General features: G+C 41.6%; 24 protein-coding genes and 1 pseudogene. 16 read left to right on the top strand and 9 right to left on the bottom strand.

Features of this window, described 5'->3' with window-relative positions:
- The first annotated feature begins 4 nt into the window (after positions 1 to 4).
- The 3 genes from J7J00_RS03090 (at position 5) to J7J00_RS03080 (ending at position 3,521) form a co-directional block, all read left to right on the top strand.
- The gene (locus J7J00_RS03090) at positions 5 to 1,489 is read left to right on the top strand and encodes an NCS1 family transporter (protein WP_214787389.1); all 1,485 of its coding nucleotides are present in this window, start codon (positions 5 to 7) and stop codon (positions 1,487 to 1,489) included.
- Between the two features lie 15 nt (positions 1,490 to 1,504).
- The gene (locus J7J00_RS03085; RefSeq protein ID WP_098371753.1) at positions 1,505 to 1,720 is read left to right on the top strand and encodes a hypothetical protein; all 216 of its coding nucleotides are present in this window, start codon (positions 1,505 to 1,507) and stop codon (positions 1,718 to 1,720) included.
- A gap of 166 nt (positions 1,721 to 1,886) precedes the next feature.
- Positions 1,887 to 3,521, top strand: a complete 1,635-nt coding sequence (locus J7J00_RS03080) for a PucR family transcriptional regulator (RefSeq protein ID WP_214787387.1) — start codon at positions 1,887 to 1,889, stop codon at positions 3,519 to 3,521.
- 111 nt (positions 3,522 to 3,632) lie between these two features.
- Here J7J00_RS03080 and yhfH (J7J00_RS03075) read toward each other — a convergent pair whose 3' ends face one another.
- The 5 genes from yhfH (J7J00_RS03075) to yhfH (J7J00_RS03055) are packed head-to-tail and all read right to left on the bottom strand — an operon-like array spanning position 3,633 to position 4,453.
- On the bottom strand, positions 3,633 to 3,773 hold the full coding sequence (yhfH, locus tag J7J00_RS03075; protein WP_098371755.1) for a protein YhfH: 141 nt from the start codon (positions 3,771 to 3,773) through the stop codon (positions 3,633 to 3,635).
- Positions 3,774 to 3,802: 29 nt separating this feature from the next.
- The gene (yhfH, locus tag J7J00_RS03070) at positions 3,803 to 3,940 is read right to left on the bottom strand and encodes a protein YhfH (RefSeq protein WP_144553350.1); all 138 of its coding nucleotides are present in this window, start codon (positions 3,938 to 3,940) and stop codon (positions 3,803 to 3,805) included.
- A 29-nt stretch (positions 3,941 to 3,969) separates the two neighbouring features.
- On the bottom strand, positions 3,970 to 4,107 hold the full coding sequence (yhfH, locus tag J7J00_RS03065; protein ID WP_144529495.1) for a protein YhfH: 138 nt from the start codon (positions 4,105 to 4,107) through the stop codon (positions 3,970 to 3,972).
- A 30-nt stretch (positions 4,108 to 4,137) separates the two neighbouring features.
- Complete coding sequence (yhfH, locus tag J7J00_RS03060) at positions 4,138 to 4,269, bottom strand: protein YhfH (protein WP_396020475.1); 132 nt, start codon at positions 4,267 to 4,269, stop codon at positions 4,138 to 4,140.
- Between the two features lie 49 nt (positions 4,270 to 4,318).
- Positions 4,319 to 4,453, bottom strand: coding sequence for a protein YhfH (gene yhfH / locus J7J00_RS03055; RefSeq protein WP_214787382.1), 135 nt, complete (start codon positions 4,451 to 4,453; stop codon positions 4,319 to 4,321).
- Positions 4,454 to 4,964: 511 nt separating this feature from the next.
- Here yhfH (J7J00_RS03055) and J7J00_RS03050 point away from each other — a divergent pair.
- From J7J00_RS03050 to J7J00_RS03035, 4 genes are all read left to right on the top strand, one after another.
- Positions 4,965 to 5,855 (top strand): diacylglycerol/lipid kinase family protein, encoded by an 891-nt coding sequence (locus J7J00_RS03050; protein ID WP_214787380.1) that lies wholly within the window; start codon positions 4,965 to 4,967, stop codon positions 5,853 to 5,855.
- Positions 5,856 to 6,153: 298 nt separating this feature from the next.
- Positions 6,154 to 8,187 (top strand): Na+/H+ antiporter, encoded by a 2,034-nt coding sequence (locus tag J7J00_RS03045; protein WP_214787378.1) that lies wholly within the window; start codon positions 6,154 to 6,156, stop codon positions 8,185 to 8,187.
- A gap of 119 nt (positions 8,188 to 8,306) precedes the next feature.
- Positions 8,307 to 8,825 carry a GNAT family N-acetyltransferase gene (locus tag J7J00_RS03040; RefSeq protein WP_214787376.1) on the top strand — a complete coding sequence of 173 codons (519 nt, stop codon included), beginning with the start codon at positions 8,307 to 8,309 and terminating at the stop codon, positions 8,823 to 8,825.
- A gap of 178 nt (positions 8,826 to 9,003) precedes the next feature.
- Positions 9,004 to 10,389, top strand: coding sequence for a protoporphyrinogen oxidase (locus J7J00_RS03035; protein WP_214787374.1), 1,386 nt, complete (start codon positions 9,004 to 9,006; stop codon positions 10,387 to 10,389).
- 58 nt (positions 10,390 to 10,447) lie between these two features.
- Here the strand turns inward: J7J00_RS03035 and J7J00_RS03030 are convergent, their stop codons facing one another.
- On the bottom strand, positions 10,448 to 10,810 hold the full coding sequence (locus tag J7J00_RS03030; RefSeq protein ID WP_214787372.1) for a hypothetical protein: 363 nt from the start codon (positions 10,808 to 10,810) through the stop codon (positions 10,448 to 10,450).
- Between the two features lie 220 nt (positions 10,811 to 11,030).
- On the opposite strand from J7J00_RS03030, the gene J7J00_RS03025 reads away from it, so the two are divergent.
- From J7J00_RS03025 to J7J00_RS02995, 7 genes are all read left to right on the top strand, one after another.
- Positions 11,031 to 11,573, top strand: coding sequence for a helix-turn-helix domain-containing protein (locus J7J00_RS03025; protein ID WP_141994151.1), 543 nt, complete (start codon positions 11,031 to 11,033; stop codon positions 11,571 to 11,573).
- A gap of 63 nt (positions 11,574 to 11,636) precedes the next feature.
- Positions 11,637 to 12,746: an ABC transporter ATP-binding protein gene (locus J7J00_RS03020; RefSeq protein ID WP_214787370.1), complete on the top strand. Its 1,110-nt coding sequence runs from the start codon at positions 11,637 to 11,639 to the stop codon at positions 12,744 to 12,746.
- Positions 12,736 to 13,539 (top strand): ABC transporter permease, encoded by an 804-nt coding sequence (locus J7J00_RS03015; RefSeq protein WP_214787368.1) that lies wholly within the window; start codon positions 12,736 to 12,738, stop codon positions 13,537 to 13,539. Before J7J00_RS03020 ends, J7J00_RS03015 begins: the two co-directional genes overlap by 11 nt.
- A gap of 1 nt (position 13,540) precedes the next feature.
- Positions 13,541 to 14,344 (top strand): ABC transporter permease, encoded by an 804-nt coding sequence (locus J7J00_RS03010; RefSeq protein WP_214787367.1) that lies wholly within the window; start codon positions 13,541 to 13,543, stop codon positions 14,342 to 14,344.
- Positions 14,341 to 15,414, top strand: a complete 1,074-nt coding sequence (locus J7J00_RS03005; protein WP_214787365.1) for an ABC transporter substrate-binding protein — start codon at positions 14,341 to 14,343, stop codon at positions 15,412 to 15,414. Before J7J00_RS03010 ends, J7J00_RS03005 begins: the two co-directional genes overlap by 4 nt.
- Positions 15,415 to 15,702: 288 nt before the next feature.
- Entirely contained in the window at positions 15,703 to 16,593 is an 891-nt protein-coding gene (locus J7J00_RS03000; RefSeq protein WP_214787363.1) for a peptidylprolyl isomerase, read from the top strand.
- Between the two features lie 21 nt (positions 16,594 to 16,614).
- Positions 16,615 to 16,782: a hypothetical protein gene (locus tag J7J00_RS02995; RefSeq protein WP_214787361.1), complete on the top strand. Its 168-nt coding sequence runs from the start codon at positions 16,615 to 16,617 to the stop codon at positions 16,780 to 16,782.
- Between the two features lie 135 nt (positions 16,783 to 16,917).
- Here J7J00_RS02995 and J7J00_RS02990 read toward each other — a convergent pair whose 3' ends face one another.
- A complete protein-coding gene (locus J7J00_RS02990; protein WP_214787359.1) occupies positions 16,918 to 17,460 on the bottom strand; it encodes a YtxH domain-containing protein in 543 nt (180 codons plus the stop codon).
- Between the two features lie 169 nt (positions 17,461 to 17,629).
- Here J7J00_RS02990 and J7J00_RS02985 point away from each other — a divergent pair, with 169 nt between their 5' ends.
- Together J7J00_RS02985 and J7J00_RS02980 are read left to right on the top strand one after the other, a co-directional pair.
- On the top strand, positions 17,630 to 18,094 hold the full coding sequence (locus J7J00_RS02985) for a MarR family winged helix-turn-helix transcriptional regulator (RefSeq protein ID WP_098372145.1): 465 nt from the start codon (positions 17,630 to 17,632) through the stop codon (positions 18,092 to 18,094).
- Between the two features lie 8 nt (positions 18,095 to 18,102).
- A pseudogene (locus J7J00_RS02980) lies at positions 18,103 to 21,209 on the top strand (MMPL family transporter).
- A 109-nt stretch (positions 21,210 to 21,318) separates the two neighbouring features.
- Here the strand turns inward: J7J00_RS02980 and J7J00_RS02975 are convergent.
- Both J7J00_RS02975 and J7J00_RS02970 read right to left on the bottom strand, forming a co-directional pair.
- Positions 21,319 to 22,041 (bottom strand): SIS domain-containing protein, encoded by a 723-nt coding sequence (locus tag J7J00_RS02975; protein WP_214787357.1) that lies wholly within the window; start codon positions 22,039 to 22,041, stop codon positions 21,319 to 21,321.
- A 67-nt stretch (positions 22,042 to 22,108) separates the two neighbouring features.
- Positions 22,109 to 22,831: a GntR family transcriptional regulator gene (locus J7J00_RS02970; protein ID WP_098372142.1), complete on the bottom strand. Its 723-nt coding sequence runs from the start codon at positions 22,829 to 22,831 to the stop codon at positions 22,109 to 22,111.
- Positions 22,832 to 22,833 lie beyond the last annotated feature (2 nt).

Here is a 22,833-nt window from a genome sequence, read left to right as displayed (position 1 = left end):
TTCTATGAGTGAGAAGAAAGATTATTTAAAGTCTCCCGATTTGCTGCCTATACCTCATAGTGAGAAAAATATAAGTGCAGCCGGATTTGGTTTCATTTGGGTGGGCATGGCTGTAGTATTGGCCGCCTTCGCAATCGGTGGGAACGGTGTTCAAAGTTTATCCTTAGGCTGGGTCGTTCTTGCAACGGTCATTGCCTGTGTGGTTCTCGGCTTTTTGATGACAATGACAGGGGATATTGGTGTTGAACATGGAATATCATTCCCGGTCTATATGAGGGCGCCGTTCGGTACGATTGGCACCCACATCCCTTCGGTTGTACGGGGTTTTGTAGCGTCATGCTGGTTCGGCCTCAATACTTACTTTGGAGCCACTGCAATGAACGCTATCTTCACAACCCTTTTTGACTTTGATAATTGGTTTATATGCTTCCTCATTTTTGCCGTTTTACAATTGGTCAACACGGCAATGGGAATAAAGTCGATAGAACGATTCGCCGACTTGGCGGCGCCCGTTATCATTTTAATTTCTGGCTGGATGTATTTCACTCTATCCGATCAGGCTGTGGCCCAAGGAAGAGATGTATGGTCCTGGATTGAAAGTCCGGTCACTGGCGGGGCTGCCGCCACGGCTTTCATGGTCGTCATCATGGCAAATATGGGATTTTGGGGCACGTTGACGGCAGATATGCCCACGCTTTCCCGCTATATAAAGGCACCAAAAAATGAAAAAAATTGGTTTAAGCGCAATAAGGGGCAAATAATTGGGAATATTATCACCTATCCCATCACGCAGACGTTCATGGTGATTATCGGAGCCGTTTCTTATATGGCCGTTTCCAATTATGATCCTGTAGTTGCCATACAGGGATCGGCAAGTGGAATTGCTCTCGGCGTCCTTTTAATCATGATCGTATTCGCTCAATGGTCGACGAATACTACGGCCAATGTCATTCCCGCGGCTACCATTTTCTCCAATGTCATGGGTCCTAAAATGCCATTTTGGGCGGGAGTCGTTGTGGCAGGGGTTATTGGGATAGTAGTTCAGCCATGGAGCCTGTTCGGCGTCATAATAGAAGTTTTATTAATAATAGGCGGCATCCTGGCATCCATTGTCGGCATCCTGATAGCGGATTACTATTTCCTCCGTAAACGGAGAGTGAATGTACGAGACCTCTATGAGAGTGAAGGCCAGTATAAATACTTGAATGGAGTGAATTGGGCAGGGATCATTTCTTGGGTGATTGGCGGAATCGGTGCCACGATTTTTTCAAATTACTCGTTTATTATTGGCTTTCTTCTCGGCGGTGCAAGTTATTATATATTAGCTAAGTATTGGTGGTTCAAGCAATATGAACAAGCTGAAATCATTGATCCCAGCGATGAGAAATATTTAGGAATTTCCGTTGGCAGGGATTGGGAAATTGGGAAAGGTCCAGAACTTGAGGAAGAGATGGTTTTTCCGGCTTCAACCGGCAAAGAGAATGTATGAAAAGGGGGAATGGAAATGTCCGAATATCAAGAGTATCGCTTAGAAAGGGAACAAATCGATTTTTTACTTGAAAGAGGATATCGAATCACCCGGGTTTCCGAAAGTTTAAGTGGAGCTTTTCTCGATTTTGAACTGATTGAAGGAACGAAGCAGGAATGGAAGCAATTGAACATCAAAACCCCGGAAGGAAGGAAATACTTCTCTACACTGCTAGTAAAAAAATTGAATTGAAATGGTTATGAACCGGGCCTATTCCTCACGAATGGGTCCTTTTTCTTGTTCCTGTTCGATTTTTTTGTAGAATTTTGACGTTAGATTTTCTAACAAGTGTCTGGAGATTTAAAGGTTGTCCGTTTATAATAGATTTTAAAGCAGTTTTATAAAAGGATGTGTATGGATGAATACATCGATTACAATCGAGGAAATTCTAACACGCAAGTATTTTAATCTGACGGATATAATTGCAGGTAGCGGTGGGATAAAGCGTCAAGTGAAGTGGGTACATTGTATGGAAGTCACCCAAATCAGCCATTTGTTAAATGGAAATGAACTGATTCTGACTACCGGTTTAGGGTGGAAAGATTGCGATGACACATTTCTATCCTACTTAAGACAGTTAATTGAATGCGATGCAGCTGGACTCTGTATAGAGGTTGGCGCAAACACCATGGCCGTGCCGCAATGTGCCATTGATCTCGCAAATGAACGGCAATTCCCTATCATCCTATTTCATGAAGAAGTCCCTTTCGTAGAAATCACGCAGGATATTCATTCCCTTATCATCAATAAACAATATCAGATGATCTCCAACTTAGAAAACTACTCCCAGCAGTTAAATAAAAATCTCCTCGAAATTGACCATTATGAACCAATTCTAAAATTTCTCCACAGCTATTTAAATGTACAGGTTATTCTTATCTTTAATGAAAATGATATAGCCAGCATTCCAAAAACCAAGAAAAAAATGACCTTTCAAATGGTAGCGGACATATACGAAGAGAAGCGGAAATTGGATAAGACCGTTCTTGGACAGCCGATTCAAGTGCTCGGTGAAAATTATGCGGAACTGCTCATTTGCAGCAACGACAGGGAGTTGACTGATTTTGATTCACTGATATTGGATCGAACGGCTACCGCATTGGCACAGCATCTATTAAGGGAGTTATATATAGAAGAAAAGAAAATGTCGGAAGAAAGTAAATGGCTTACAAATTGGATTGAAGGTGAATATAGTGACGAAGCAATCCGGGAGAGGCTTTCCTATATTGATCCGAAAATGCAGTTGGATGGCGGAATTGTTTGCATTTGCAAACAACACCCAAAATATAATAAAAGTTCCACAAAACTAGATGGAACCTATTTTAAGATAATGTTTAGAACAGTTTTTGAACAGTACGGCTTTCAGATATTTTCCATGGAAATACATCAGCATCTTGTTTTTATTTTAGGTGATAATCGTTCATCTGAAGATTGGAAATCAAGGATTACAAGCGCGGTGGATCGAATCAAGAAAATGGATGTAAGCGGGCGTAATCGCATGGGTCTGCTTTCCATTGGGTTTGGAAAGCATGTTCAAAGGTTAAGTGAGATTTATAAAAGTTATGAAACGGCCCGTGAGACTTTGCTGCTTCAGGATACACTACCAGAGGATAACAGGAGCCTCTTTTATCAGGACTTACATATGCATCGCATGATTTCGCTCATAAATAAACATGGTAATCTGGAGGAAACGGTGTACGAATATTTAGGTCCGGTCATTGAATATGACAAGCAAAACAATGGTGAGTTAATGCCTACCTTGAAGACCTATCTTGCCTGTAACGGTTCCAAACAGGAAACATCGAAACAACTATTCATTGTCCGGCAAACGCTATACCATAGGCTTGAAAAATTGGAGAAACTGCTAGGTTCTGATTTTATGCGTTCAGATAAGCGTCTAGGCCTTGAATTCATGATTTTTGCATTGGATTTCTTACAATACAGCAGCAGGCAGATAAGTGGGAAATATGTAGACAAATATATTGGGAGATAAAAAAATAAGTACGGCTGAAGGGTGTCCCGGGGACACTCCTTTTTTTGAATGCAAGGAAATAATGCTGACATCAAATTGGCCTATATAGCTTCTTGATGTCAGCATCTTAAATTAATATTCATCTTTTTTGGAAAGGCAGCGGTCACATTCCAAGAGGTAGGATTCAGCTTGTTCCGTGATATGGGTCCCGCATTCCGAACATTGTTTAGGCGGCAGAGTCCTGAAGAATTCCAATGGGTTTTTAGTTTGCATGATGATTCCCCCTTATGACTTGGTTTAATTTAGTCTTCGTGTTTCGAAAGGCAGCGGTCACATTCCATTAAGTAGGATTCAGCTTGTTCCGTGATATGGGTTCCGCATTCCGAACATTGTTTAGGCGGCAGAGTCCTGAAGAATTCCAATGGGTTTTTAGTTTGCATGATGATTCCTCCCTTTTGATTTGGTTTAATCAGTCTTCGCGTTTGGAAAGGCAGTAGTCACATTCCATTAAGTAGGATTCAGCTTGTTCCGTGATATGGGTTCCGCATTCCGAACATTGTTTAGGCGGCAGAGTCCTGAAGAATTCCAGTGGATTTATAGTTTGCATGATGGTTCCTCCTTTTTTTATTTGGTTTAATCAGTCTTCGCGTTTGGAAAGGCAGCGGTCACATTCCATTAAGTAGGACTCAGCGTGCTCAATAATATGGTCACCGCACTCGGGGCAATGTTTAGCAGGGATATTGCTAAAAAACTCAATGGACTTTTTCATTTGCATGATATTTCCTCCTTTTTAATGTTAGATATATTTTCCAATCGTTTTATTCTTCACGTTTGGAAAGGCAGCGATCGCATTCCATCAGATAGGAATTTGAGTGGTCCACATGTGTTTCACCACACTCCGGGCAATGTTTAAATGAATCGATTATGAATAAATCTGATTGATTTGCTTGCATGTCTCGCTCCCTCTCTTTATAGTACAGTTTTTGGTGTTTGCTTGTTGTTGTAATACAGTATATACCCGAATTTGGAAAATGTATAGGTATTTTACAGAAAATTTGAAATTTTTTTCATGAATAGTGTGAAAACCTTATAGGAAAGGGGTTTATCATCTATTTTTTTTTTGTTTTTCTTCACGGCAAATAGGAAATCGAAGAAATAATGCCTATTATGAAGGAGGAAAACAAAGAGGGAGCGAAAGGGAAAGACAATTTTCAATTGGTTGAGATAGGTATTAATGTAACAGATGTGGAACAGGAAAGTTCAGTGATCAGAGAATTCCAGTTTCACAGCCTATGTAACAAATAAGAGCCTGTTTTAAAATGACGGAAAACTTCAAGTGGCAGCGATTATTTGTAAGTTACTGGGGGAAATGCTTATTTAACAATCAAAAAAATGTCCATGTGGTTTTAGTACATCAGTAATGAGGTAACTTGCTAGTAGAAGTACAATAATGGGAGGTAGCATATGTCGAAAGCGATGATTATCATCAATCCATCTTCAGGTAAGGAAAAGGCAGGAAAGATTTTGCCGAAAGCGGAAAAGGCACTTGGTGAAATTTATGATGAGGTAAGCGTTTGTAAAACGGAAGGAGAGGGGGATGCTACGAATTTTGCTAAGGAGGCCTGTGCAGAAAGGTTCGATGCTGTCATTTCCATGGGTGGGGATGGAACGGTGAATGAGATAGTGAATGGCTTGGGCGAGCAGCAACATCGGCCTATTTTCGGAATCATTCCACTAGGAACCATTAATGATTTCGCGAGATCTTTGAGAATACCCCTGGATCCCAATGCAGCCATTGAGATATTAAAGGATATGCATATGAAGGAATCAGACATAGGGAAGATCAATGACCGTTACTTCATGAATGTGTTGGCAGTAGGGGCTATCGCCGAGGCTACCTATAATGTTACCGTTGAACAAAAAACCCGTCTGGGGTCTTTTGCATATTTCATTGAAGGAGCAAAAGCGATCATTAAAAAGACTCCGTTTCCTTTAACGGTTGAACATGATCAGGGAAAGTGGATAGGCGAGGCACATTTACTAATTGCAACAATGACTAACTCTGTCGGCGGTTTCGAACAACTTGCACCAGAGGCGGAAGTGAATGATGGAAAGCTGCACACATTCATCATTAAGGATTTATCTCTTCCTCTCATCGTCAAGATCATTCCCAGTTTAATTAGGGGGGAGATCAAGGGGCATGACGAAGTTGAATATATTAAAACATCCAAGCTCCATTTAGCCACATCAGAGGAACTAGCAGTCAATATCGATGGCGATGAAGGCATCCTTCTTCCTTTCCAGGCAAATGTACTGCACAAACATCTTCGCCTCTTTGTCCCGGGAACTAAATAAGTTTTTTAGTCCCAGCTTGTTATGTGGGGTGTCTTTTCACAAAGACCATTTTCATTCATCATTTGGGAAAAGCTGATTATGGTTAGCCAATCAGCTTTTTTCTGTTTTATGTGTACCCAAGTTTGTTGATGGAGTTGATTTTGTAAAACATCCAATCACTTCAATCTTCATGATATTAAAACAGGTATCATTATTCAGGAGGATTCTAGGTTAGAATAGTTAATGCATGAATGAATGGGTATAAATATGTTACGCTTATAGTTATGAGAATAGATGAGAGAGGAAGTTTGATGTTTGTATGGAGTTTTTTCTTGTTATATTAGCCCTTCTTATATTGATTGGAGTGTCTAATGTAATTAACCATTTTATACCCTTTATACCTGTACCATTAATACAAATAACACTGGGTGTCATATTGGCGCTTTTACCCCTGGGTATGCATGTTGAGATGGAGACGGAATTGTTTTTGCTGTTATTCATCGCGCCCCTATTGTTCAATGATGGGAAAAATGTACCCCGAACAGCACTATGGAAGTTGAGAGCACCCATTCTAATGCTTGCACTAGGCCTAGTATTCATAACGGTTTGGGCAGGCGGGTATTTAATTAATTGGATGATCCCTTCGATTCCATTACCGGCGGCTTTCGCTTTGGCGGCCATTTTGTCACCTACAGATGTTGTGGCAGTGAGCGCTTTGGCGAGTCGGGTCAAGCTACCGAAGAGCATCATGCACCTTCTCGAAGGAGAAGGACTAATGAATGATGCATCAGGTCTAGTTGCCTTTAAGTTTGCCGTTGCGGCTACAGTTACTGGTGTTTTCTCCTTAGTCGATGCAACCTTCAGTTTCATATGGATTGCAATTGGCGGGTTTGTAGGTGGAGCAATACTTGCTTTCATCATTATCAGGCTTCGTGTAGTTCTTCGCCGTTTAGGGATGGAAGACGTCACGATGCATATGCTGATCCAAATCCTAACTCCTTTTATTATTTTCCTCGCTGTGGAACATTTCCACCTTTCTGGGATTTTAGCGGTCGTGGCTGGAGGGATTGTCCATGCCATTGAACGAGATAGGGAAATATCACCAACTGTGGAACTACAGGTAGTTTCAAGAAGTACATGGTCCGTCATTTTATATATATTGAATGGCCTTGTATTCGTTTTGCTTGGCTTGCAAATCCCAAGCGTTGCGAAAACTATCTTTCAAGATCCAGCCTTCAATAATGGACAAGTGATCATTTATATCGTGGTCATTACACTTTTCCTCTTCGCTTTACGATTCATTTGGCTTACGGCTGCCTGGTCGATTGGCTGGATGACGAAAAAAGCAGGCGCCCAAAAACCGGACTTCAAAGCGGCCGGAATCATTACCATTTCCGGTGTTCGCGGAGCGGTAACGTTAGCGGGTTCGTTTTCGATTCCGTATGTGTTGGCGGATGGAAGTCCTTTTCCTGAGCGTTCGTTAATCATTTTCATAGCAGCAGGAGTCATTTTGCTGACCTTGATTGTTGCGAGTGTATTTCTGCCAATCGTGGCACGGTCTGAAGAAGAGGAAGTGGTGGACAAGCAGGCTGACAAAACGAAAACTGCAGCCATTCACTCACATCAAGCGGCTATTCGAGTGATTGAGTCACAAATGACTGATGAAAACCGGGAAGCGGCTTTATCGATCATTTCGAGGTACTGTACCAAGATCAATGACTTGTCCTATGTAGAACAGGAGAAAGAACCAGCTGCATTAAGGGAAGAAGAGAAGGATCTACGCTTCAAGGCCCTTGAAGCAGAGCAAAGATTCCTGGATAAGCTCATTAAGGATGAAAAAGTGGACCGGGAGACGGCGTATATATGCAAGGAATACATCCAGCGTATGGAAAGTGCCGTAACTAATCGACTGAAGTTCCGTTTTTTCAGGTCAATAACGCTTTTCAGAAGAAGTATGCTGAGGGTTTTAAAATTATTTTTCCCTAATAAAAGAGAAATAAGAAAAATCAATCTTGAGAGATTGGAAAGGGTAAGGGATCTTAAAATCAGGATGTATAAAGCTGCCATCCAAGAGATACAGGCAGGGATTACAGCTGATAATCATAAGACATCCTCGATGCTCATAGATGAGTATAAAGTGCTGATTTTAAAATGTAAACGTGAAAATAGGGGCCGGACCCCGAGTAAAATGGTCGATTATGAAAGAGAGCTGTTCTATAAAGCGATCCAGGCAGAACGGGACGAAGTGCAGGATATGTTTGAAAAACGAGTAATTTCCCGAGATGTTGCCAACATACTCCGCCAGCAGATCAATTTACGGGAAGCACTAACAATCAATGAAAATACACATTGATTTACTTAAGGAGCACTGCCGATATATTCGGCAGTGCTCCTTGCGGTTTGTGAAGGGAGAATCGGACGGGTCATCGAATCATTAATGTATCCAATAATTGATGAAAGAGGGTGTGTTCAATGAAACAGGACAAGGAAATCGGGACCATCACCTTAACGACTTATTTACCGGAATATCTTCACCAGCTTTCCCAGTTTTATTTACCGGATACACAAACCCCTTTTTCTGCTCTGCCTGAAGAGTCACTGAAATATTGCCGGGAAGATTACGATAGGCATCCTATCGTAATAATGGATGAGGGTATTCCAGTTGGTTTTTTCGTTTTACACATTGGCGAGAATATCACCCCTTTCACCAATGATAAAAAAGCGATATTACTCCGTGGATTTCTTGTTGATCAAAAGCATCAAGGTAAAGGTTTTGCGAAGAAAGCCTTGCAAATCCTTCCGGAATTCGCAAAAGCGATTTTTCCAAACAAGGATTCGATCATTCTGGCAGTGAACGTCATGAACGTGATTGCAAAATCGCTATATGCGAAATCGGGGTATCAGGATACAGGGATTCAAAAAGTAGGCAGAAGCGGGTTGATGGAGATAATGGAGTATAGATTAGATACGATGAACAAGGATATGGAATAAGAAACGAATACTAATATTGTTTGATCTAGACTTTTCCAAGAGGAGAGGTCTTTTTTTGTCGAATTTGTTACAGGTTTCATTACGAAACCAATGAATTAGAAGTGCTGCTTTTAATAATGCCGCTGCCTTATGGTACACTTTACTTAATGCAAAATTCGTTAATCGAGGTGTAGTCCTAATGAAAACAGTCGTAGTCGTAGGTGGAGGCATTACCGGTTTATCAACCATGTATTATTTACAAAAAACAGTTAAAGCGAGGAACCTCTCCGTACGATTGATATTAATAGAAGGAAATGAGGAACTAGGCGGTAAAATAAGGACTGTGCACAATGGTCCATTTAAAATTGAAGCGGGTGCCGATTCGATTGTCGCCAGGAAACAAAATATAAAACCATTTATTAAGGAATTGAACCTAGAGGATCAAGTTGTCTATAATGCGACGGGAAAATCATTCATCCATACAGATGGGATGCTGAAGGGAATTCCCGAGGATGCCCTATTCGGAATACCAATGAGCCTTGAGTCGCTGGCGAAAAGCGATCTGGTTTCTGCCCAAGGGAAGGTTGACGCCTTAAAGGATTTCTATACAAAAAATGAGACGTTTACGAAGAATGACTCAATTGGTTTATTTCTTGAAAGCTTTTTAGGTAAGGAATTGGTGCAAAAGCAGATAGCGCCTGTCCTATCGGGTGTTTACTCAGGAAAATTAAATGAATTGACCATTGCCAAAACACTGCCAGAGATGCTGGATTATAAAAATGAATATGGCAGTATAATACGCGGTCTATCGGAAAATAAGCAGAAATACCAAAGCAAGGGAAATAAGAAGTTCCTTTCGTTTAAAAATGGCTTATCAACATTGGTTGATCGAATTGAGGAAAGCCTCGATATGGTGGAAATTTTAAAAGGGGTCAGTGTGGATAAAATTGGAGTTGGAGATGAAGGGTACATCATTTCATTGGCAAACGGTGAAACGCTGGAAACGGACTTCATCGTATTGAGTACACCGCATACAGTTGCCCAGAAATTATTGGTTGATCGGGAGTTGGATGAGGACTTCGACGGCTTGATCAATAGTTCGATGATTAGCGTTTATCTTGGATTCGATATCCCGGACAGCATGCTTCCTAAAGACGGGACGGGTTTCATTGCAGGTGATAATAGTGATTTGATCTGCAATGCATGTACATGGACAAGCCGGAAATGGGAGCATACTTCTGAAAACAGTCAGCTTTTGGTACGGCTTTTTTATAAAAGCTCTAGTCCGGACTATGAACGCTTACGGTCCCTTACAAACCAGGAATTGATCCAGGTGGCTTTACGCGACATTAAAAACAGTCTAAGCATTTCCGGGAATCCAGTAACTAGTGAAGTGACGAAATGGCATGAAAATATGCCGAACTACCATATTAAGCATCCTCAAATCGTTCAATCACTGGAGGCGAAAATCTCCGAGAATTACCCGAATGTTTTACTTGCGGGCTGTTCATACAATGGTGTCGGAATACCGGACTGTATTGCTGATGGGGAAAAGAAAGCGCAAGAGATATGTCTGAATTTGTAAAAGGGGGACTGCCAGATGGCGGTCTCAGACTGTAGACAAACTCGAGGAAAGATATCATCTACTGTTTTTTGAGTGTTATTAAAATGGAACGTTGATTTCCGCTCCAGGCACTCGCTTTCCGCGGGCGGTCCGGGAGCCTCCTCGGCGCACTTGCGCCTGCGGGGTCTCCCTGGACACGCTTTTCCCGCAGGAGTCTCGTACCTTCCGTTCCAATCAACTTTGTTTTAACTTTTAGCAATTTTGTAATAGGTACGATTGCAGCACCAGCTATGATAATAATATCCAAGAATCTCAATAGGAAAACGTGATTGGAAGAGGACACCAAACATATTTGCGGTTCTTTTTTAGCAATGTACGGAAAGAAAGGATCATCAAAAAGGTCTGGCACGTCACATTTGGCAAGAATACGTGGAAGAATCACGAGAGGTAACTATTCCTATACCCTGCTTTGCTTCATTTCCAATAGTAAATCAGAAAGGACTGCCCTGTGGCGGTCCTTTTTTTTGCATGACTGGAAATTCCGTTTGAATTTTCCCGCATTTCCTGTATAATGATATCCGTAAAATTAAACTGGAAGTTTACTTATATAAAACTTTATCTACTGTGGGTTTACTATAAGTAAACCGAATGAGGTTAATATGATGCAAATTGGAAAAAAAATAAAGAACCTTCGCTTGAAAAAAGGATTGACCCAGGAAGAATTGGGGGAAAGAACGGATTTAAGCAAAGGATATATTTCACAGTTGGAAAGGGATCTTAGTTCCCCTTCAATTGAAACTCTTTTCAATATTTTAGAAGTACTCGGCTGCAAGCCGAAGCAGTTCTTCGATGAAGAGGATCAAGTCCAAAAAGTGGTTTATGAAGAAGAAGCACAAACATTTTTCATCGATGAAGAACGCGGGTATCAAATCCAGTGGCTCGTGCCTGAGTCGAATGAAAAGGAAATGGAACCTATTCGGCTGATTCTCCAGGAAAAAGGGGAGTTCAAACAGTTTGAACCATCCCTTTCGGAAACATTCGGTTATGTATTAAGCGGAAGAGTCATTGTAAAGCTTGGTACACATACGTATTTCGTCAAGGCAGGGGAATCGATTTATTTTCATGCTTCAGATGAACATCAAATCATCAATGATTTTGAAGGTCCGTCAGAGCTATTACTCGTGGTGACGGAATCATACTTATAGAATTCAAAACAAATGCAATCGTTGAAGATTGATGAGTAAGGTAATGGAGAGAGGGAAGAAGATATGGCAAACGGGAATATAATACGCTTCGATCAGGTTACGAAGCAATTTGATGATGATACGGTAGTTCTCGATAATGTTAGTTTTGAAATCGAGAGAGGGAAGTTCTATACGCTCTTGGGTCCTTCCGGATGTGGGAAGACTACGATCCTTCGCTTGATTGCCGGATTTACGGAAGCATCCAAAGGTGATATTTACTTCGAAGGAAAAAAGATCAATGATGTGCCAGCCAATAAAAGGCAAGTGAATACGGTATTTCAGGATTATGCACTTTTTCCGCATTTAAATGTGTTTGAAAACGTAGCATTTGGTCTTCGGATTAAAAAAATGAAGAATTCGGAAGTGGAAATCAAGGTGAAGGAAGCCCTCAGCTTTGTTAATTTGGATGGGTATGAAAAACGGGAGATCAGGGAAATGTCCGGCGGTCAGCGGCAACGGGTAGCGATTGCCAGAGCGATTGTTAATGAGCCGGAAGTCATCCTTCTGGATGAACCGCTATCTGCCCTCGATTTAAAATTGCGTACAGAAATGCAATATGAATTGCGGGAGCTGCAACAGAGGCTTGGTATCACGTTTATCTTCGTCACTCATGACCAAGAGGAAGCGTTAGCGATGTCAGATGAGATTTTTGTCCTTAACAAAGGGAAGATTCAGCAAAGTGGAACTCCTACGGATATTTATGATGAACCGCTGAATCGGTTCGTTGCAGATTTCATCGGTGAGTCTAATATTGTAAAAGGAAAAATGATTGAAGATTACCGTGTGGAATTCGTCGGCAGACAGTTCGAATGTGTCGACCAAGGATTGAACAGTAATGAAGCTGTCGATATCGTCATCCGCCCGGAAGATTTAGAGATTACTTCCGTAGATCGCGGAAAACTGCAAGTTCGGGTGGACTCCCAGCTATTTCGCGGTGTTCATTATGAAATCAGCTGTTATGACCATGATGGAAATGAATGGCTTGTCCAATCAACGAAAAAAGTGGCAGTTGGAGATGAAATAGGTCTTTATTTCGATCCAGAATCGATTCATGTCATGCGATTGGGTGAAACGGAAGAAGAATTCGATAAACGTCTGGAAGCGTATCATGATGGAGAAAGTCATGAAGAATAAAATATCCCGGAATATTTACTTCATACCCTATGTCTTATGGATCGCTTTATTCGTGATTGCACCCATTTTGTTAATCCTTTACTATTCCTTCTTTGACATTGAAGGCAATCTATCTTTGATTAACTATCAAAAGTTCTTTACGCCAGTATATTTAACAATGACATTAAGCTCATTTTGGTATGCTTTCCTGATTACGGGAATATCCCTTTTAGTCGCTTACCCAACCGCATATTTGTTAACGAAAACAAAGCATAAGCAGTTGTGGCTTTTGCTGATCATCGTTCCTTCCTGGATCAATTTACTTTTGAAGGCTTATGCCTTCATTGGTATTTTTGGCACGTATGGTGTCGCGAATGGTTTTCTAGAGGCTGTAGGAATCGGGAAGCAGCAGATTCTCTTTACGGATTTCAGCTTCATATTCGTTTCGGTTTATATCTTCATCCCGTTTATGATCTTACCGATATTCAATGCGCTTGATAAAATGAATCCAACCCTTTTGGATGCGGCCAATGACTTGGGAGCGTCCCGATGGATGACATTCCGCCGTGTCATTTTTCCATTGACGTTAGATGGTGTAAAGACGGGATGCCAGGTAGTCTTCATCCCGGCACTTTCTTTGTTCATGCTTACAAGACTGATTGCCGGTAACCGCGTCATTACGCTTGGTACGGCTATCGAGCAGCACTTCCTTGTGACACAGGATTGGGGAATGGGTTCCACAATTGCGGTATTTTTGATTATTATAATGTTCCTGATTATGTTTGTAACGGGTAACCGAAAGCAGGGTGTGTAAATTGGGCAATAAATTATCACCAACATCAAAAGCGTTTCTCGTTTTGATTTTTCTCATACTCTATGCACCGATTTTCTTTTTAGTCTTTTACTCTTTTAACAGCGGTGGAACGATGTATGACTTTAAAGGGTTCACGATGGAGTGGTACAAGGAACTGTTCCAAGATACAAGGCTGCTGATCATTGTATTGAATACACTTGTGATCGCTTTATTATCTGCACTGATCTCAACGATCATTGGGGTGATGGGGGCGATTGGAATTCGGTCCTTTACGAGCAGTAAAGCTAAGAATACGGTATTATCATTGAATAATGTATTGATTGTCAGTCCCGATGTGATCATCGGTGCTTCCTTCCTGATTTTATTCACAATGGCCGGGATCAAGCTTGGATTCTACTCGGTACTGTTGTCGCATATCGCCTTCAGCATCCCGATCGTAGTGCTGCTGGTCCTTCCGAAACTTCAGGAAATGAGCCCTACTTTAATTGATGCGGCCCGAGATTTGGGGGCAAGCCGGTGGGATGTATTGACGAAGGTCATCCTTCCATACATCTTACCAGGCATCTTTGCTGGTTTTTTTATGGCATTGACTTATTCACTTGATGATTTTGCAGTTACGTTCTTTGTGACCGGTAATGGCTTCTCCACTCTTTCTGTGGAAATCTATTCATTGGCCCGCCGTGGGATTTCATTGAATATCAATGCACTATCGACACTGCTGTTCGTCGTGACACTGCTGTTGGTTGTCGTATATTACTTTATAACTCAACGTGTAAGGCAAACGGGAATGGGGGGGAAACGATGAAAAGGCTTGTCCAAATGTTTTTGATCATTTCCCTCGTATCCGCTTTGTTGCTATATGCGATTTCAAGATTGAATTCATCGCAAGGGTTTACGAGCAGCAATACGCTTACCATCTATAATTGGGGCGATTACATCGATACGGATCTAATCGAACGTTTTGAAAAAGAAACAGGTATAAAGGTCATTTATGAGACGTTCGATTCGAATGAGGCCATGATGACTAAAATCGAACAAGGCGGTACGACTTATGACATTGCCATTCCGTCTGAGTATATGATCGATAAGATGCGGCAAGAAGACTTGCTGATTCCCTTGGATCATTCCAAGCTTCCGAATTTGAAAAATATCGATGAGCGATTCATGGATCTGCCATTCGATCCGGAGAATAAATATTCCGTCCCTTATTTCTGGGGAACGGTTGGAATTGTTTACAATTCCAAGATGCTCGGTGGCAAAGAAATAACGGCCTGGGCGGATTTATGGGATAAAGATTTAAAAAATGAAATCCTTTTGACGGATGGGGCAAGAGAAGTGATGGGCATGGGTCTCAACTCTTTGAATTATTCATTGAATGATATAGATGAAGAACACCTTCAAGAGGCAAAGTCCAAACTTGATGCCCTCACCCCGAATATTAAAGCAATAGTAGGAGATGAAAGCCGCATGCTATTGGAAGCCCAGGAAGCGTCGATTGGCCTTGTTTGGTCGGGAGTTGCTTCTGAAATCATGGCTGAAAATGAAGATCTCGAATACGTTGTTCCAAAAGAGGGGTCCAATTTATGGTTTGATAATATGGTCATACCGAAAACAACCAAAAATGTCGATGCGGCTCACCAGTTCATCAACTTCATGCTGGACCCGAAAGTTGCGGCACAGAATGCTGAATATGTAAGTTACTCGACACCTAATAAAGAAGCACTGAAATATATGCCTGAAGAAGTGGTGAAGGATGAACGTTTCTATCCATCACCGGAACTGACAAAGAAACTCGAAGTGTACGAAAACCTCGGGAAGAAAAACTTGGCCCATTACAACGAACTCTTCCTTGAATTCAAGATGCATCGTAAATAACACATGAAAAAAAGCATGGTGTAGGAATTCCCTCCGTACACCATGCTTTTTTGTTTCTATATTTTTTCACTCAGTTATCTATATATCAAAGTCGATATAACGGTATAATTTTTTTTGTAATGATCAACCAAATCTCAATGTAAAATTGGTAGCAGAATGGAATACTCTAAAATATCTGTAGGGATATATGTATGTTAGTATAATGATGGGTTAGTGCATATTAAGGAATCTTAAGGATTAATTAATATTTCCAAGCTATCATTATAGAAAAATTAAGGGAGAGTATTCATGAAACTATTAAGAAGCACGAAGGCATATATTTGGGCAGGGAGCATTCTAATCATTGCCGGGATCATGGTATTTGCGATGATCTCGTCATCGGATAAGACAATGGCGAGTATCGATGGCGAGAAAATCAGTAAGGATGAGCTGTATGACGCGCTTGTTGCGGGTTACGGAGCAGATACTTTAGACCTGTTAGTTACGAATAAATTGGTTGAATTGGAAGCGGAAAAAGCGGGAATTAAAATAAAGGATGAAGAAATCCAGAAAGAAATCGATACTATGGTTGAGTCCTATGGTGATGAAAAGTCGTTTAAAGAGCAATTGGAAGCTAGCGGTTCTTCCATGGAGGCCTTAAAAAAGGACATCGTGGTTTATCTGCAAACGAAAAAACTGGTCGAACCGAGAATTACCGTGACGGACGATGAAATCAGTACGTATTTTGAAGATAATAAAGAAACATTTGATCAAGCTGAACAAGTGCAAGCTAGTCATATTTTAGTCGAAGACGAAAAAACGGCTAAAAAAGTTGCGAAAGAAATTGCAGAAGGCGGTGATTTCGCTAAATTGGCAGCTAAATATTCCACTGATACACAAACGGCGGATAACGGTGGAAGCCTGGGGTATTTCGGGAAAGGTGATATGGTGGGAGAGTTTGAAGATGTCGCCTTTGATCTTGATATAAATAAAGTCAGTGACCCAGTCAAATCCGATTATGGATACCATATCATAAAAGTAACCGGTAAGAAGAAAGCAAAAAAGGCTAATTTAGAAGACAGTAAAGATGTAATTAAAGAAACGCTTCTTTCTGAAAAATTACAAGAGGAATATCCAGTTTGGTTGGCTGAAGTGAAAAAAGACCATGAGATAACGAATAAATTAGAGGGTTCTAACTAAGGTCATCAAGTGAAATGATATATGAAAAAACAAAAGGGTTCCGGAAAATGTACCTTTCATCAAATGATGTTCCCGAACCAATTGACCCAAAGCAACACCTTCAACTCCATAGGTATGGTTCTGTCTGAATTTTATACAGAGTTGATTGGAGAGGAAGGTACGAGACTCCTGCGGGAAAAGCGTGTCTAGGGGAGACCCCGCAGGCGCAAGCCGAGGAGGCTCCACGACCGCCCGCGGAAAGCGAGTGCCTGGAGCGGAAATCAACATCCAAATTGTACAAGCCATAAAAAAAGCTGAGGCATTATGCCTCAGCTTTTTTATATATTAGAAGTTGGATGAAATGGATTTTTGATTGGATAATCCTGATTTTTTAACGATTTCATCACTCTCTTTTTCACCTTTATCATTATCGGCTTTCAATGATTGTGATGGTGTTTCTTTCAGCTGTTTACCGGCAACGACCACTTTTGAACTGATGTCCTTCAATTCACTTGTTGCGTCTTTAGCCGTACCAAGGGCATCAGTGGAGATATCCTTTACTTCGGATACTTTACCCACCACGTCTTCATTAACGGTTTCATATAGTGTTTCAACGTCATTGATTGCCTCTTTAATCGTCTCCGTTGCCCCTTTGACTCCTGATACCATCTGTTCCTTCATTTCGCCTGGATTTTCCTTGACCTGTTCAATCATATTCATGGAGTTGTCTTTTAAAAGGACGGCTGAACGCTTTACTTTATTTCTTGTATTGGAGTCAAGCAAGGTCAACGCACCACCAACAAGCCCCCCAATCAGGATCCCTTTTAAGAGTTTGCTATTCGGTTGAGTTTCGATAGTCGATTGATTTTCGATAGTTGATTGAGTCATTTATATTTCCTCCTTTAGAATAGTAGATTGTTTGCTTACTTTGGGTTTTCCCTTATTTACCATAAGTTAAACTGGAAATAATAAACTATGATGGGATTGACATAATAAATAAAACAATAGTAATCTACATATAGTTAAATGACTGAACTACTTTTCGAGAGGTGCAATGATGACTAATGACAAAGTTTCTGGATTGATTGATCGATATATGAGGGTATCCTTCTATGTTAATAAGATGGGTGAGCTTTTAATAAAAGACCAGATTTGTGATGTGCTGACGAACGAACAATACTATACTTTACGGTTCATTCAACAACAGCGGTTGTGTACATCGACGGAAATCAGTGATGCCTTTTATATTAATAAGAGTGCCGTCACTTCCAACATCAACAGGCTGGAAGGCAAAGGATTGATAGAACGAGAACAGGACCTGGTTGACCGAAGGGTCTTTCACTTGAAGCTTTCCAAAGAGGGGGAAGCATTGTTACATGAAACGGAAAGTAAGATTCATAAATTGGTAGAGAGCATCATGACGAAATTCGATTATGAAGAGATTGTTAGATTCCTTGATACATATGAGAAGCTTTCACAAATTTTCATTCAAATGAAAAATGAGGAATTGGAGGAAATATAAATGAGGGGATCATAAAGGGAAGATGGCTGGTCATTATCGTTTGGGTTGCAATTACAGCAGGATTATTGTTTGCGGCACCGAATATGGCGGAACTGTCCGGAATAAGGGACAGCTGGATGTACCGGCAGAGTATTCCTCTGGGATGGCCAATGAGCTAATGAAAGAGATCCAGGACAAGGATGAGTCACAAGTGGCTCTCGTATTCCATGGTGATAAGAAGTTGTCTTCCTCGGAATTGAAAGAGATTGAGATAGCGATCCAAAAGCTTGAAAAGAATAAAGCAGAGCTTGGCATCAAAGAGGTCATGACCCATTTTAAAGAGCCCTCGCTAAAAGGTCAGTTGGTCTCGGAGAATGAATCAACAGTTTTGACTTCCATCACGATGGTCAAGGGGGTCCGAGAAGCTAAGGACGTGATCGATGCCCTTTATAAAGAGTTGGAACAAGTGGATGTCGATCATTATTACACAAGCAGCTGGATGATCGATGAAGATCTTAATGCCAATTCCCAAGAGGGGCTGAAGAAAACTGAAGGCATCACGGTTGTCTTCATTCTGGCTGTATTGCTGATAGTCTTCCGTTCAGTGGTGACACCGATCATTCCGTTAGTAACAGTCGGTTTCACTTATTTATGTTCACAATCCATCGTCTCATTCCTGGTGGATAAATGGGACTTTCCGATTTCGTCTTACACCCAAATATTCCTGGTAGGTATTTTATTTGGAATCGGGACTGATTATTGCATCCTGCTTCTTAGTCGTTTCAAGGAGGAGCTATCGTCACAGGAGTCCTTGCCTGAAGCGATCGTGGAGACATACCGAACCGCCGGTAAGACTGTCTTCTTCAGTGGGCTGACCGTAATGATTGGCTTTGTGGCAATCGGTTTTTCTACTTTTAAGCTCTATCAATCTGCGGCGGCCGTTGCAATAGGGGTTTTCATTTTAATGATCGCCCTTTATACGATCGTTCCATTTTTCATGGCGGTTCTTGGCAAGAAGCTATTTTGGCCGGCAAAAGGGAAGCTTGAGCATAGTGAAAGTAAACTATGGGGAATTCTGGGTAACTTCTCCTTGAACCGCCCATTGTTGGCGCTTATGATTGTTGCAATCGTCTGTGTTCCCTTTTTGTTTATGTATGATGGGAAGATTTCATATAACTCCCTTGAAGAAGCGGGTGATGATGTTCCTTCCATCATGGCATTTAATATCATTTCCGATGAATTCGGGCCAGGACAATCCATGCCAACACAGATTGTCATAAAAAATGACGAACGCATGGATTCGGAGGATTACGTCGCACTTGCTGAAAAAATCAGCCAGGAAGTCGTCAAGGTGGATGAAGTCGATGTAGTTCGTTCCATGACCCGCCCGACAGGTGAACCCATTAAGGACTTATTTGTCGCGAACCAAGCCGAAACTTTGGAAAAGGGAATCGGGGAAGGAAATGAAGGCATTAAACAAATCAGTGATGGATTAAAAACGGCAGGCAGTGAGCTTTCCGATTCAGGACCACGCTTGAAGCAAGCGACGGACGGAATAGGGGGTCTCATATCTGGCACCAATGAATTGAAGAGTGGCGTAGGTCAGGTGGAGAATGCGTTAACAAGCATTGAATCAGGCATTCGCGATGGGTCTTCAGGGACTGGGGACATAAAAAACGGACTGATTGAGGTCAAGGCAAACTTGGAGAAGCTCGCCGCCGGAAGCGGACAGCTCCTCGAAGGCTATAAACAATCAGCCAATGGGTTAAGTGAGCTCACAGGGGGATACAAAGAGATTCAAACTAGCCTTACGGGCGTATCACAAAGCCTTGCTGGTTTAAATCCTTTCTTTGAGCAAATGGAAGCCACACATCCAGAATTACAGGCTGATCAGTCCTATCAAACGATCAAGCAAACGGTGCAAGGGGCACAGAGTGGCTTGGAGCCCATGGCAGCAGGCCTATCCGAGCTCAATAGGAATCTTGGTTCAGTGTCCGGCGGTTTGAATACGACGAATCAAAATATGGCAGAGATCGTAAAGGGTCAAACTTCTCTTGGGGAGGGCCTGATCCAATTGATTTCAGGTGTTGACACTTTACAAAAAGGTCTAAGCACGATGGCCAATGGTCAGGGGGAAGTCATAAATAACCTGTCAGGATTTAAAGGAGGCCTTACCAGCTTAAGTAATGGGCAGCAAGAGCTCCTAAATGGCTTTTCAAGCCTCGGCGGGCAACTTACCGATTTGACAGATGGCTTAAATGAAAGTGCGGATGGTCTGAATGAAGTCCATGATGGACTATCGTCCGCACAGGGTTATTTATCAGGGCTGGCAAAAACGGATAAAACGGTAACAGGCATGTACATTCCCAAAGAAGTAGTGGAAAGCGAAGAATTCGGGGAAGCATTGAACGCGTATTTATCTGAAGATGGTAAAATCATGACCATGGATGTGGTATTCAAGGCGAATCCATATTCCAATGAAGCAATCGAGCAAATCGATTCGATCGAGGCAGCCGTTGAAAGAGTAACGAAAGATACAAAGCTTGAAAATGCGCAGGTGGCGATAGGGGGAATCACAAGTACACATCATGACTTGGGCATGATGTCTGAGGAGGATTTCTCGCGGACGGTCGTGTTGATGCTGTCGGGTATCGCAATCATTCTCTTTTTCATGCTGCGATCCTTGGTCATGCCGGTCTATTTGATTGTGTCGCTCGTTTTGACATATTATACAGCGGCAGCCATTACAGAGTTGATTTTTGTTAATATTCTCGGTTATGCCGGCATCGGCTGGGCAGTTCCTTTCTTTGCGTTCGTCATCTTGCTTGCTCTTGGCATTGACTATAGCATTTTCTTGATGGATCGCTTTAACGAGTGGAAAGATAAACCGGTCAAGGAAGCGATGTTACTGTCCATGAGAAAAATGGGAACGGTGATCATCTCAGCGGCTGTCATTCTGGGTGGAACCTTTGCTGCCATGATGCCAGCAGGAGTTTTATCGCTCTTGGAGATAGCCACTTTAATTTTGGTGGGGCTTGCTTTATATGCGTTCGTCATATTGCCATTGTTTATTCCTGTTATGGTTGCGACATTTGGTAATGCGAATTGGTGGCCGTTTTTGAAGAATAAGGAATAAAGGAAAGGAACCATTGAATAAAAGAAGGCATCCGAATGGATGCCTTCTTTTATATGACTGCTTCACGATGAACATAAAAGCTTATGTATTCCTTTTTTGCTATATCGATTCATAATTGGGGAATTCTTGTTTTATATTTCGCGATGATCTTTTGATTGTGTTCATCTGCCCCCTCGATATTACTGCTCAGGAATACGGGAGGGGTCTCCCCTGATTCAATAATCGTTTGGATGACTTGCGTGAAAATCATATTGAGGAGAACGGCCCCGATCACGGTCGATCCAGAACCAAAAGATATATTATTTGATTTCAGTAATGTGTCACCTTTGGCAATATGATTGTCTATGACCAAATCAACGACATCGTGAAGATAATGCTTCTGTTTATGCCGTGAAGGACAACTTTTTGCATAATCCGGTGATGTTAGTCCAATGACGAAGGCCCCTTTTTCTTTTGCGATAGTGGCAACATCTATGGGAACGGGATTTACGCCGGATGATGAAATGACGATACAGACATCACCAGGACGGATATCCTCATCATGCATGAATTTCTCTGATAGGTCATTTTGCCGTTCAAGTTGAGATGACCTTGAAGCTCCCTTAAAAAGCATTAAATCTTCAACGAAAATAGGACGAATTGCGGCTAACCCACCTGCCCGGTAGAATACCTCTTCGGTCAAAATATGGGAGTGTCCGCTTCCGAATAGATGGATGATTCCATCAGACATCACCGCTTTTGAGATATGGTCCACGGATTCCTTAATTGATTGCTTTTCCTGTTCTCCCACAATTGTGAGTAAAGCCTGCACTTCTTCAAAGTATGAGTTCATATTTGTGACACCCTCCGATTACCTTTGGCAATTAAAAGACTTTAGTGATGAAAATATTTATTCAATTTTATCTGCTTATAGTGATAGTGAACTTATACCTGTCCGCACGATATGCCGATTTAACATATTCAAGGGGAGTTCCATCCATTAGGAACGTATGCCTTTGAATGAATAATATGGGTGAGTGCTTTGGAATCGCTAAATGGGTGACTTCTAATTCAGAAGCAATCGATGATTCCAACGTTTGTGTAGCATAGTCTATTTTAAGTTTAACGTAATTCTCGACATATTGGTAAAGAGAGAGATTGATGATCTCTTCCGTTAATCCTTTAATTAAATTGGCAGACATGTACACGGTCTCGAGGGCCATTGGAACATCATCAGCCAAACGAATGCGCTTTATTTCATAAACGGGAGCATAAAGGGAAATGTGCAATTCACTGGCAATCTTCTTATCAGCCGGAATGATTTCAAAGCTCAGCAGCTTACTGCTTGGATTTAATCCCCTGGCTTTCATATCCTCGGTGAAGCTGGTCAACCCATTGAGCTGCTGCTCCAACTTCTTATCGGCGACAAAGGTTCCCCTTCCTTTTTGACGGTATAAGTATCCGTCATTCACCAAATTATTTATGGCTTGCCGGACGGTCATTCGGCTAATTTCGAATTGCTCGGCATATTCACGTTCAGATGGAAGGGCATTATGCGCTTGGAACTCACCGTTTTCTATTTGTCTTTTTATTTGTTCTTCGATTTGAAAATAAATCGGAAGAGGTGAGTTTTTATCAATCATCG

Origin of the sequence: Bacillus sp. ISL-4 (genome assembly GCF_018613275.1) — a bacterium.
GTDB lineage: Bacteria > Bacillota > Bacilli > Bacillales > DSM-1321 > Peribacillus > Peribacillus simplex_E.
Note: the sequence above shows the minus strand (reverse complement) of the source record. Positions and strands in the feature narration are given on the sequence as shown.